Source organism: Flavobacterium sp. N1719 (assembly GCF_025947045.1).
Classification (GTDB): domain Bacteria; phylum Bacteroidota; class Bacteroidia; order Flavobacteriales; family Flavobacteriaceae; genus Flavobacterium; species Flavobacterium stagni.
Window position 1 is genome coordinate 2,515,612 of the sequence record NZ_CP109993.1, and the last position, 14,446, is coordinate 2,530,057.

General features: G+C 46.8%; 3 protein-coding genes. 1 reads left to right on the plus strand and 2 read right to left on the minus strand.

Translation table 11 applies throughout. The features are described from left to right. The first annotated feature begins 9 nt into the window (after positions 1-9). Complete coding sequence (locus tag OLM45_RS10765; protein ID WP_319799975.1) at positions 10-13,335, plus strand: T9SS type B sorting domain-containing protein; 13,326 nt, start codon at positions 10-12, stop codon at positions 13,333-13,335. A gap of 528 nt (positions 13,336-13,863) precedes the next feature. Here OLM45_RS10765 and OLM45_RS10770 read toward each other — a convergent pair. Both OLM45_RS10770 and OLM45_RS10775 read right to left on the minus strand, forming a co-directional pair. Beyond that, the gene (locus OLM45_RS10770; RefSeq protein WP_264510034.1) at positions 13,864-14,049 is read right to left on the minus strand and encodes a DUF2892 domain-containing protein; all 186 of its coding nucleotides are present in this window, start codon (positions 14,047-14,049) and stop codon (positions 13,864-13,866) included. Between the two features lie 9 nt (positions 14,050-14,058). Continuing rightward, the gene (locus OLM45_RS10775) at positions 14,059-14,364 is read right to left on the minus strand and encodes a hypothetical protein (RefSeq protein WP_264510036.1); all 306 of its coding nucleotides are present in this window, start codon (positions 14,362-14,364) and stop codon (positions 14,059-14,061) included. Between the last annotated feature and the right edge of the window lie 82 nt (positions 14,365-14,446).

Genomic DNA, 14,446 nt, shown 5'->3' on the forward strand with positions numbered 1-14,446 from the left:
CGTCAAATAATGAAAAATATTCTCTTACTTCTTTTCATTTTTTTGGGTATTACAAGTTATGCCCAACCAGCCAATGACACGTGCGGAACGGCCATACCAATTACCGTCGGCAATGGTATATGTAACTCCATTTTATATGATTTAACTGGAGGCACAACCACGGGAAATCCAAGTACTCCTGCCTGTTGGACACCTAACACCATGAGTACCACCGTTTGGTTTTCATTCGTAGCACCCACTGCTGATATTGAACTATCAACCAACTTTGGAGGAACATTAGCCAATACTCAAATTGCAGTATACAGCGGGAGTTGCGGCACACTTACCCTACTAGCTTGTCAAGAAGACATCAATACTGCCGGAGGATTATTGCACACCAATGTTATTTTACACGGTCTTACAATTGGAAACACCTATTACGTTGCTGTTGATGGTAATGGAACTTCCATAGGAACTTTTGGAATTTGTGCGCAACAAGCGCAACCTGTTGGTCCAACATTACCTGTACAAGATTGTGTGACGGCTCAAACCTTATGCGGCATAAGCAATATCATTGTTCCTGACGGACCAGGTGGTGTGGGAACATCTACTGAAGCACCCAGTTGTTTTGGTGCTCCTGGTGAACGATCCTCCAACTGGTATACATTTACAGCGGCAACTAACGGCGTTTTAGCCTTTACCATTACTCCCAACTCGGTAATTGATTACGATTTTGCAGTATATGATACAACAACCTCGTGTCCGGGTACTGAACTCTCTTGTAATTGGAGTCCATCTACAGGAGCATTAGGAACGACAGGTCTAGGTTGTGCAGGCGCGCAATGTAATACAACCATTAATTTGATTGCGGGTCATACCTACACTATTTTAGTTGACCGTTTTACCTCGACTTCATCCTCAGGATTTACATTGGACTTCGCAGGAACTACAGCAAATTTTTCAAGTCCAAACCCTACTTTTACAGCGACTACTGTTTGTTTAGGAAATCCGACTCAATTTACAAATACAACCAACGGTAATTTTACCTACAGTTGGAATTTTGGTGACGGTACTACTTCTACTTTAGAAAACCCATCCCATACTTATGCCACTGCAGGCACTTACAACGTTAGTTTATTGCTCACTGCAGTTCCCGGTGGTTGTCAAAATCAGATCACCTTACCCGTTACTGTAAATCCACAACCCACTGTCGATGCTGGAAATCCGACAACAATTTGTTCTGGTGCTTGTGTTACTTTATCTGGGTCTACCAATGCTGTAGGAGGAGCCACTGGTCCCGTTAATTTTACAAACAATACTGCTGTTGCTATTCCAGATTCAGATACTGTTACAGGAGCTGTTTCAACGATTGCTGTAACTGGTGTCACCCCTAATGTTGTAAGTGCAACAAGTATCGTTTCGGTTTGTTTGGATATCACACATACATGGGATAGTGATTTAGATATTTATTTACAAGCACCTAATGGGACCCGAATCGAATTGTCAACCGACAATGGTAGCTTGGATAATAATTACACCAACACCTGCTTTTCAATGTCTGCTACCGCCTTAATCACTGCAGGTACTGCACCTTTTACAGGTAATTTCATTCCAGAACAAGCCTTTTCCCTTTTGAACGGTAGTGTAATAAATGGAAATTGGCAACTTATAGTTCAGGATGATGCAGGTGGAGATGTAGGTACACTCAATAATTGGAGTATTACTTTTCAAAATACACTCCCTACGTTCACTTGGTCACCGACAACTGGAATGACAAATGCGAATACCTTAACGCCTACTGTTTGTCCAACCACCACAACAACATACACATTATCTGCAAATAATGGAGCAAGTTGTATTGTTACAGATACCGTTACCATAACCGTAAATAATTCAAATACTTTAACACTAACCTCTGCAGCAGCGACAACTGCGCAGACCGTTTGTGTGAATACGGCGATTACTAACATCACATACACCTTTGGCGGTGGAGCCACGGGTGCCACTGTAACGGGATTACCAGCCGGTGTGACGGCTACTGTTTCAGGTTCGACCGTGACGATTTCGGGTTCGCCCACCACTACTACTGGTTCGCCTTTCTCTTACACTATTACAACCACTGGCGGCTGTGGAACGCAATCTCTTACAGGTTCGATTACTGTGAATCCAAGTGTGACGTTGACACTAACTTCAGCGGCAGCGACAACTGCGCAGACCGTTTGTGTGAATACGGCGATTACTAACATCACATACACCTTTGGCGGTGGAGCCACGGGTGCCACTGTAACGGGATTACCTGCCGGTGTAACGGCTACTGTTTCAGGTTCGACCGTGACGATTACGGGTTCGCCCACCACTACTACTGGTTCGCCTTTCTCTTACACTATTACAACCACTGGCGGCTGTGGAACGCAATCTCTTACAGGTTCGATTACTGTGAATCCAAGTGTGACGTTGACACTAACTTCAGCGGCAGCGACAACTGCGCAAACCGTTTGTGTGAATACGGCGATTACTGACATCACGTACACCTTTGGCGGTGGAGCCACGGGTGCCACTGTAACGGGATTACCAGCCGGTGTAACGGCTACTGTTTCGGGTTCGACCGTAACGATTACGGGTTCGCCCACCACAACTACCGGTTCGCCTTTCTCCTATACTATTACAACCACTGGCGGTTGTGGAACGCAATCACTTACAGGTTCGATTACTGTGAATCCAAGTGTGACGTTGACACTAACTTCAGCAGCAGCGACAACTGCGCAGACCGTTTGTGTGAATACGGCGATTACTAACATCACATACACCTTTGGCGGTGGAGCCACGGGTGCCACTGTAACGGGATTACCAGCCGGTGTGACGGCTACTGTTTCAGGTTCGACCGTGACGATTTCGGGTTCGCCCACCACTACTACTGGTTCGCCTTTCTCTTACACTATTACAACCACTGGCGGCTGTGGAACGCAATCTCTTACAGGTTCGATTACTGTGAATCCAAGTGTGACGTTGACACTAACTTCAGCGGCAGCGACAACTGCGCAGACCGTTTGTGTGAATACGGCGATTACTAACATCACATACACCTTTGGCGGTGGAGCCACGGGTGCCACTGTAACGGGATTACCTGCCGGTGTAACGGCTACTGTTTCAGGTTCGACCGTGACGATTTCAGGTTCGCCCACCACTACTACTGGTTCGCCTTTCTCTTACACTATTACAACTACTGGCGGCTGTGGAACGCAATCTCTTACAGGTTCGATTACTGTGAATCCAAGTGTGACGTTGACACTAACTTCAGCGGCAGCGACAACTGCGCAGACCGTTTGTGTGAATACGGCGATTACTAACATCACGTACACCTTTGGCGGTGGAGCCACGGGTGCCACTGTAACGGGATTACCAGCCGGTGTAACGGCTACTGTTTCAGGTTCGACCGTGACGATTACGGGTTCGCCCACCACTACTACTGGTTCGCCTTTCTCTTACACTATTACAACCACTGGCGGCTGTGGAACGCAATCTCTTACAGGTTCGATTACTGTGAATCCAAGTGTGACGTTGACACTAACTTCAGCGGCAGCGACAACTGCGCAGACCGTTTGTGTGAATACGGCGATTACTGACATCACGTACACCTTTGGCGGTGGAGCCACGGGTGCCACTGTAACGGGATTACCAGCCGGTGTAACGGCTACTGTTTCGGGTTCGACCGTAACGATTACGGGTTCGCCCACCACAACTACCGGTTCGCCTTTCTCCTATACTATTACAACCACTGGCGGTTGTGGAACGCAATCACTTACAGGTTCGATTACTGTGAATCCAAGTGTGACGTTGACACTAACTTCAGCAGCAGCGACAACTGCGCAGACCGTTTGTGTGAATACGGCGATTACTAACATCACATACACCTTTGGCGGTGGAGCCACGGGTGCCACTGTAACGGGATTACCAGCCGGTGTAACGGCTACTGTTTCGGGTTCGACCGTAACGATTACGGGTTCGCCCACCACAACTACCGGTTCGCCTTTCTCCTATACTATTACAACCACTGGCGGTTGTGGAACGCAATCACTTACAGGTTCGATTACTGTGAATCCAAGTGTGACGTTGACACTAACTTCAGCAGCAGCGACAACTGCGCAGACCGTTTGTGTGAATACGGCGATTACTAACATCACATACACCTTTGGCGGTGGAGCCACGGGTGCCACTGTAACGGGATTACCAGCCGGTGTGACGGCTACTGTTTCAGGTTCGACCGTGACGATTTCGGGTTCGCCCACCACTACTACTGGTTCGCCTTTCTCTTACACTATTACAACCACTGGCGGCTGTGGAACGCAATCACTTACAGGTTCGATTACTGTGAATCCAAGTGTGACGTTGACACTAACTTCAGCAGCAGCGACAACTGCGCAGACCGTTTGTGTGAATACGGCGATTACTAACATCACATACACCTTTGGCGGCGGAGCCACGGGTGCCACTGTAACGGGATTACCTGCCGGTGTAACGGCTACTGTTTCAGGTTCGACCGTGACGATTTCAGGTTCGCCCACCACTACTACTGGTTCGCCTTTCTCTTACACTATTACAACTACTGGCGGCTGTGGAACGCAATCTCTTACAGGTTCGATTACTGTGAATCCAAGTGTGACGTTGACACTAACTTCAGCGGCAGCGACAACTGCGCAGACCGTTTGTGTGAATACGGCGATTACTAACATCACGTACACCTTTGGCGGTGGAGCCACGGGTGCCACTGTAACGGGATTACCAGCCGGTGTAACGGCTACTGTTTCAGGTTCGACCGTGACGATTACGGGTTCGCCCACCACTACTACTGGTTCGCCTTTCTCTTACACTATTACAACCACTGGCGGCTGTGGAACGCAATCTCTTACAGGTTCGATTACTGTGAATCCAAGTGTGACGTTGACACTAACTTCAGCGGCAGCGACAACTGCGCAGACCGTTTGTGTGAATACGGCGATTACTGACATCACGTACACCTTTGGCGGTGGAGCCACGGGTGCCACTGTAACGGGATTACCAGCCGGTGTAACGGCTACTGTTTCGGGTTCGACCGTAACGATTACGGGTTCGCCCACCACAACTACCGGTTCGCCTTTCTCCTATACTATTACAACCACTGGCGGTTGTGGAACGCAATCACTTACAGGTTCGATTACTGTGAATCCAAGTGTGACGTTGACACTAACTTCAGCAGCAGCGACAACTGCGCAGACCGTTTGTGTGAATACGGCGATTACTAACATCACATACACCTTTGGCGGTGGAGCCACGGGTGCCACTGTAACGGGATTACCAGCCGGTGTGACGGCTACTGTTTCAGGTTCGACCGTGACGATTTCGGGTTCGCCCACCACTACTACTGGTTCGCCTTTCTCTTACACTATTACAACCACTGGCGGCTGTGGAACGCAATCTCTTACAGGTTCGATTACTGTGAATCCAAGTGTGACGTTGACACTAACTTCAGCGGCAGCGACAACTGCGCAGACCGTTTGTGTGAATACGGCGATTACTAACATCACATACACCTTTGGCGGTGGAGCCACGGGTGCCACTGTAACGGGATTACCTGCCGGTGTAACGGCTACTGTTTCAGGTTCGACCGTGACGATTTCAGGTTCGCCCACCACTACTACTGGTTCGCCTTTCTCTTACACTATTACAACTACTGGCGGCTGTGGAACGCAATCACTTACAGGTTCGATTACTGTGAATCCAAGTGTGACGTTGACACTAACTTCAGCGGCAGCGACAACTGCGCAGACCGTTTGTGTGAATACGGCGATTACTAACATCACGTACACCTTTGGCGGCGGAGCCACGGGTGCCACCGTAATAGGATTACCAGCCGGTGTAACGGCTACTGTTTCAGGTTCGACCGTGACTATTTCAGGTTCGCCCACGACAACTACGGGTTCGCCTTTCTCTTACACTATTACAACCACTGGCGGTTGTGGAACGCAATCGCTTACAGGTTCGATTACCGTGAATCCAAGTGTGACGTTGACACTAACTTCAGCGGCAGCGACAACTGCGCAGACATTATGTACTAATTTACCAATTTCTACCATTACATATACTTTGGGTGGAAGTTCCACTGGAGCGACAGTTCTAGGGCTGCCTCCTGGAGTAACAGCATCTGTTTCAGGTTCAACAGTGACGATTTCGGGTTCGCCCACCACAACTTTAGGTTCGCCTTTTTCCTATACTGTTACAACTTCGGGCGGATGTAGTTCACAATCCTTATCAGGAACGATTACCGTGAATCCAGGAGTAACTTTAACATTAACCTCAGGATCATCAACTACAAATCAAACCGTATGTATTAATACACCGATTTCAAATACTACATACAATTTCGGCGGTGGGGCTACTGGAGTTACTGTATCTGGTTTGCCTGCGGGAGTGACCGCTTCAGTCTCAGGATCGACCGTGACGATTTCAGGTTCGCCCACAACAACTACGGGTTCGCCTTTCTCTTATACTGTAACCACAACAGGTGGCTGTGGAGTGGTTTCTTTGTCTGGAACGATTACGGTTAATCCGAATGTGACGTTGAGTTTAACTTCAGCGGTTGCGACAACTGCGCAGACCGTTTGTATTAATACACCAATAACTACTATTGTTTATACTATAGGAAATGGTGCTACTGGTGCCACCGTAACGGGATTACCAGCCGGTGTGACGGCTACTGTTTCAGGATCGACGGTGTCGATTTCGGGTTCGCCCTCAACAACTACGGGTTCGCCTTTTAGTTATACTGTAACCACTACGGGAGGTTGTTCTTCACAATCTTTGTCTGGAACGATTACGGTTAATCCGAATGTGACGTTGAGTTTGACTTCAGCGGTTGCGACAACTGCGCAGACCGTTTGTATTAATACACCAATAACTACTATTGTTTATACTTTAGGAAATGGTGCTACAGGTGCAACTGTAACCGGATTACCAGCCGGTGTGACGGCTACTGTTTCAGGTTCGACCGTGACGATTTCGGGTTCGCCCACCACAACTACTGGTTCGCCTTTTAGTTATACTGTAACCACAACGGGTGGTTGTTCTTCACAATCTTTGTCTGGAACGATTACGGTTAATCCGAATGTGACGTTGAGTTTGACTTCAGCGGTTGCGACAACTGCGCAGACCGTTTGTATTAATACACCAATAACTACTATTGTTTATACTTTAGGAAATGGTGCTACTGGTGCAACTGTAACCGGATTACCTGCAGGTGTGACGGCTACTGTTTCAGGATCGACCGTGACGATTTCGGGTTCGCCCACAACAGTAACCGGATCGCCATTCGCTTATACTGTAACCACAACGGGCGGTTGTTCTTCACAATCTTTGTCTGGAACGATTACAGTTAATCCGAATGTGACGTTGAGTTTAACTTCAGCGGTTGCGACAACTGCGCAGACCGTTTGTGTGAATACGGCGATTACTAACATCACATACACCTTTGGCGGCGGAGCCACGGGTGCCACTGTAACGGGATTACCTGCTGGTGTGACGGCTACTGTTTCAGGATCGACGGTGTCGATTTCGGGTTCGCCCACAACAGTAACCGGATCGCCATTCGCTTATACTGTAACCACAACGGGCGGTTGTTCTTCACAATCTTTGTCTGGAACGATTACGGTTAATCCGAATGTGACGTTGAGTTTGACTTCAGCGGTTGCGACAACTTCGCAGACCGTTTGTATTAATACACCAATAACTACTATTGTTTATACTTTAGGAAATGGTGCTACAGTTGCAACTGTAACCGGATTACCAGCCGGTGTGACGGCTACTGTTTCAGGATCGACCGTGACGATTACGGGTTCGCCCACAACAGTAACCGGATCGCCATTCGCTTATACTGTAACCACAACGGGTGGTTGTTCTTCACAATCTTTGTCTGGAACGATTACGGTTAATCCGAATGTGACGTTAAGTTTGACATCAGCGGCAGCGACAACTGCGCAGACCGTTTGTATTAATACACCAATAACTACTATTGTTTATACTTTAGGAAATGGTGCTACTGGTGCAACTGTAACCGGATTACCTGCAGGTGTGACGGCTACTGTTTCAGGATCGACCGTGACTATTTCGGGTTCGCCCACAACAGTAACCGGATCGCCATTCGCTTATACTGTAACCACAACGGGCGGTTGTTCTTCACAATCTTTGTCTGGAACGATTACAGTTAATCCGAATGTGACGTTGAGTTTAACTTCAGCGGTTGCGACAACTGCGCAGACCGTTTGTGTGAATACGGCGATTACTAACATCACATACACCTTTGGCGGCGGAGCCACGGGTGCCACTGTAACGGGATTACCTGCTGGTGTGACGGCTACTGTTTCAGGTTCGACCGTGACGATTTCGGGTTCGCCCTCAACAACTACGGGTTCGCCTTTTAGTTATACTGTAACCACTACGGGAGGTTGTTCTTCACAATCTTTGTCTGGAACGATTACGGTTAATCCGAATGTGACGTTAAGTTTGACATCAGCCGCTGCGACAACTGCGCAGACCGTTTGTATTAATACACCAATAACTACTATTGTTTATACTTTAGGAAATGGTGCTACTGGTGCAACTGTAACCGGATTACCAGCCGGTGTGACGGCTACTGTTTCAGGTTCGACCGTGACGATTTCGGGTTCGCCCACCACAACTACTGGTTCGCCTTTTAGTTATACTGTAACCACAACGGGTGGTTGTTCTTCACAATCTTTGTCTGGAACGATTACGGTTAATCCGAATGTGACGTTGAGTTTGACTTCAGCGGTTGCGACAACTTCGCAGACCGTTTGTATTAATACACCAATAACTACTATTGTTTATACTTTAGGAAATGGTGCTACTGGTGCAACTGTAACCGGATTACCTGCAGGTGTGACGGCTACTGTTTCAGGATCGACCGTGACTATTTCGGGTTCGCCCACAACAGTAACCGGATCGCCATTCGCTTATACTGTAACCACAACGGGCGGTTGTTCTTCACAATCTTTGTCTGGAACGATTACAGTTAATCCGAATGTGACGTTGAGTTTAACTTCAGCGGTTGCGACAACTGCGCAGACCGTTTGTATTAATACACCAATAACTACTATTGTTTATACTTTAGGAAATGGTGCTACAGGTGCAACTGTAACCGGATTACCAGCCGGTGTGACGGCTACTGTTTCAGGATCGACCGTGACTATTTCGGGTTCGCCCACAACAGTAACCGGATCGCCATTCGCTTATACTGTAACCACAACGGGCGGTTGTTCTTCACAATCTTTATCCGGAACGATTACGGTTAATCCAAACGTAACGTTAAGTTTGACATCAGCGGCAGCGACAACTGCGCAGACCGTTTGTATTAATACACCAATAACTACTATTGTTTATACTTTAGGAAATGGTGCTACAGGTGCCACCGTAACCGGATTACCTGCTGGTGTGACGGCCTCTGTTTCAGGATCGACCGTGACGATTTCGGGTTCGCCCACCACAACTACAGGTTCGCCTTTTAACTATACCATTACGTCATCTGGCGGCTGTGGTACGCAATCGCTTACAGGAACTTTAACTATTCGACCTTTTGCCACTTTACAACTTACTTCATCAGTTCCTACAACCAATCAAACTTTGTGTAATGGAACAGCAATTCAAGCTATAACATATCTTTTTGGAGGAGGAGCTGCAGGAGCCAACGTAACTGGTTTACCAAATGGTGTTACTTTCTCAATTAATGGATCAAGTTTACAGATTAGTGGTATTCCGCAAATTACATCCAATCAAACCTTTAATTATACAGTTAATACAACAGGTGGTTGTGGAGCGCCTTCACTAACAGGAACTATCAATGTAATTGTTAGTCCGATAGTGAACCTACCCACCCCCTACATAGTCTGTGACGACAACAACGACGGCGTGGCGTGTACGTTTGATTTGATAACAAAGATTCCTGAAATCACAACCGATCCGAATGTTCAAGTGACGTTCCACTTAACGACAACCGATGCACAAACGGGTTCGAATCCGATTCCGCTCACGCAATTGTTCTGTAATAACGATTACGACCAACAGACGATTTATATCCGTGTGTTTGACCCGGCAGCTCCGAACTGTCCGTCCTTTACTACCCTATTGTTAATCGTGAATAAAAAACCGGTAGCGACGCCTTCCGCGGATTACCATAAATGTGACGATAATACAGACGGTATTGCGGTATTCAATTTGAATACGGTGGTGAACCCACAAGTATTGGGTAGTTTATCGGCTTCACAGCATACCGTGACTTATTATACTTCACAAGCTGATGCCTTGGTTCCTCAAAATGCCTTAACAGGTACGAATGCATATGCCTCGGCCTCGACGACTTTGTGGATTCGGGTGCAGAACAATACCACAGGCTGTTTTGATGTGGTATCGGTGAACTTGGTGGTTGACCCACTACCGCTGTTACCTGCAGCAGGGTACTTCCCGCAATATGAATTGTGTGAGACTACGGCTCCAGTAGGTTTTGAAATCTTTAATTTGAATTCGCAATTACCGACTATATTAAACGGGCAAACGGGCATTCAAGTGAAGTTTTATCCGACCTTGGCCAATGCCAATGCCGATACGAATGCGATTGCAAATCCGGCAGCCTACCAAAACGGAGTGCAATACAATCAAACCCTTGGTATTCGTTTAACCAACACTACGACGGGATGTTTTGTAGTAACGACTATGGACTTGGTTGTGAATCCCAAGCCAAGTATTTTGGTACCGACTGCACCGTATACCGTGTGTGACGACAACCAAGACGGTGTGGGTCAGTTTGATTTGAGTACGTTAACCCCACAATTGCTTTCGGGAGCGCCTACACTCTATACCATCACGTACCACGTAACGCAGATTGATGCACAGACGCCGTTGAACCCAATCAATGTGTCGGTTCCTTTTGTGAACAACGATCCGTTTACGCAAATCATTTGGGTTCGAGCAGAAGACCCGACTACGGGTTGTGTGACTATCGTGCCTATTACGTTACAAGTAAACATTGCACCTATCGAGCCGTTTAACTTACCGACGATAAATAACTGTGATGTGGATAGTAACCCACAAGACGGTTGTACAACGTTCAATTTGGCAGCACAAACCCCTGCGGTCTTGGCCCAACAAACTACAGCAGCTAACAATTATACCGTAACCTATTACACTTCACAAGCCGATGCGTCAGCTTCACCAGCGGGTATCAACCCGATTGTGAATACGACCAACTATACCGCTTGTGGTACGACGACCATTTGGGTGCGTGTGGAGCACAAATCCTCGCATTGTTTTGCAGTGGGTTCGTTTGACTTGCAAGTGAACACTTCTTTGGTGTTGACCACGCCTACGCTGTATGCGCTGTGTGATGATGATGCGCAGCCGAACAACCAGTTTACTACGTTTGATTTGGTCAGCTTCGTGGGTACGGTTCCCGGGCATACCCTTGCATTCTATTTGAATGCTGCCCATACCCAACCGATCAATAACCCAAGTGCGTTTGTCAACACAGTAGCGGCTAACCAGACGATTTTCGTGGTGGCTACGGATAATACGACAGGTTGTAAAAGCTACCGTACTTTAACCGTACGTGTATTGCCAGTTCCTACACCGCGCACCAACCCACCCGCTTTGGCAGCGAAGTGTGACGATACCAACCCTGGCGATGGGTATGAGATTTTTGACTTGACGGTGAATGCGGGGTATATCTTAAACGGGCAAGCCAATGTGAGTTTGCATTATTACCCGAGTTATAACGATGCGGTGGCAAATACCAATGAGATTCTTACCCCAACAGCGGCCAACGTGAATCAGAATGTATGGATTCGTGTAGAGAGCAACTTGAACATTGACTCGTTCAACGAACACTGTTATATACTGGTTGAACAAGCCTTAACGGTGAATCCGTTGCCGACCTTGGTACAGCCTGTGGCCGATTACCAAGAATGTGACGACGATACCGATAACATCACGGCGTTTAACTTAACGGCATGGGGTCAGGCCAACTTGCTTACAGGGAATCCCCTTCCGCTGAGCAACTACAGCTTGAGTTTCTACGAAGATGCGGCACATACGGTATTGATTCCGAATCCAGGTAATTATTTAAATACCAGTTCGCCACAGCAATTGTGGGTGATTGCTACCAACACGACTACAGGTTGTCGCTCGGTAGTGGGTACATTCAACATTTTGGTGAATCCAAAACCATTGGCTACAGCACCGGGTCCATTCGACACGTGCGATACCGACGGAACCAATGATGGACAATTCAGCTTGGATTTGAGTCAGTATGTAACGACGATTTTAACGGGACAGTCGGCAACCGACTTTACAGTAACTTTCTACAACACCCAATTGGATGCAGAGAATGAGACCAATGCCATTGCTGATTTAGTGAATTATATGGCCTATACCCATGCTATTTGGATTCGGGTAGAGGACAACTTGACGGGTTGTGCGCGTTTGGTTTCCTTTAATGCAACCGTTGCGCCGTTACCCGAGCCTGTGATTGAAACAGCGAATAACTCCCATGTGATTTGTGTGGACTTCCTTACGGATCAAGTGGTGCGTCCGTTGTTGTTGACCGCGAGCAACCTAATCCCAGGAACGTTTACCTACGAGTGGTATGAGGCGTCCAACCCGACTACTGTCATTGGAACGGGATCGACCTATTTGGTAGACACTGCGGTTACGGGTGGAGCTACACGCACTTACACGGTAGTGATGACCAGCACGAATCCTACGCTACCTTGTAACCAAGCTTCGGCGAGTTTTGATGTGATACAATCGGGTCAAGCTGTGGTACCAGCAGGTACGGTAGGTTATGTGGTGACCAATGCCTTCTCCGACTTACAAACCATCACGGTGAATGTAGACGGTCATGGAACGTATGCGTACAGCTTAGACGACGGTCCGAGACAAACCTCGAATGTCTTTGAAAACGTACCACTAGGTGAACACACCATCACGGTTTGGGATACCGAAGGAGGCATGGACAACAGTTGTGATCCTTTAGTGATTAGTGGTGTTTCGATTATCGATTATCCGCATTACTTCACTCCGAATGGAGACGGTATTCATGATACGTGGAATATTGTTGGGTTGCAAAACACCACAGCGAAGATTTACATCTTTGACCGCTACGGCAAACTCATCAAACAAATTAGTCCGTCTTCACCGGGTTGGGACGGTACCTACAACGGCTATTTAGCCCCATCAACCGACTACTGGTTCAAGGTGGAGTATGATGAAGGCGGAGTGATGAAGGAGTTTAAAGCGCACTTCTCGTTGAAAAGATAGACTTTAGACTTTAAACGTTGGACATTAGACGTTAGACGTTAGACGTTAGACGTTAGACTTTAGACGTTAGACGTTAGACTTTAGATATAGAAGCTGCTCGTAAAAGGGCGGCTTTTTTTATTATTATAAATTTTATAATTTAAATTATAAATTATTGGTTTTGGAGCACAAGGTAACACAAGGTTTACACGATGTTTCACAAGGTGTAGTCATGAACTGGCACCCCCTCTTTCTTCTTGCTTCTTTCTTCTTTCTTCTAAAAAAATCATAATTCCTTTCGCGCTAGGGGTGGAAGTGGAAATCCTTGACGGAGCGAAGCGGAGGCAAGATTGCAACGGACGACCCGACCCCGAGGCAGTTTCTGACTTCTTTGCAGGGATGTGAGCGAGGGGGAGCGCCCAAATCATTTGAAAATTTGAAAATGAATGAATTTGAAAATTGTCAAGTTGTTTTAAATAGATTTCATTGTATTTAGGTGTTACTAACTACACTATTTAAACTTCTTCCACTTTTCCACTCTCAAGTGATTTAGTCTTTCACCCCAAGTTTGGTAAGGATATCTTCCATAAGACACCATTTGGTGATGGAGGATTGGAGTAAGTTGGCGCCCACAAAGGCGGTGAACCCAAACCAATAGTGATGTACAAAAAGACCCAATGTCACACTGATTAAGATAAAGCTGCCTGCGATGGCGCGAATGATTCTATTTTTCATACTTATTTATTAAACGTGATTTTCTATTTTTAAAGAAATTACATGGACTTTGGATACTGAATCCAATGTGGCATTGAGGGTTTGAACGGCTTCCGTGAGCGCATCACATTGTGCATCTTCCAGAAAAATATGGAACAAAACGGAATCGGTCGTTGCGCTTTCGCTGCCAAACCAATTGCTCTCTAATCCTTCTTTTGCGGGTTGTGTATAGCCATGAACTTCATGGAAGGAATAGTGCTTCACTCCTATTTTTTTCAATACATCTTGTATCGCTTTTTGATAATCGGATATTGCGGTAATAAGAATCAGTTTCATAATTTTAAAATGTTTAAAAAAAGGTCCGCAGCCCTCGCAATTCGTTTTGTATGCAGTAAAGTCGTTGGTCGACTACGGACAC

Bases quoted from the DNA above. Each gene is read 5' to 3' on its own strand.
- OLM45_RS10765 (WP_319799975.1), top strand. From the start codon at position 10: ATGAAAAATATTCTCTTACTTCTTTTCATTTTTTTGGGTATTACAAGT.
- OLM45_RS10775 (WP_264510036.1), bottom strand. From the start codon at position 14,364: ATGAAACTGATTCTTATTACCGCAATATCCGATTATCAAAAAGCGATA.
- OLM45_RS10770 (WP_264510034.1), bottom strand. From the start codon at position 14,049: ATGAAAAATAGAATCATTCGCGCCATCGCAGGCAGCTTTATCTTAATC.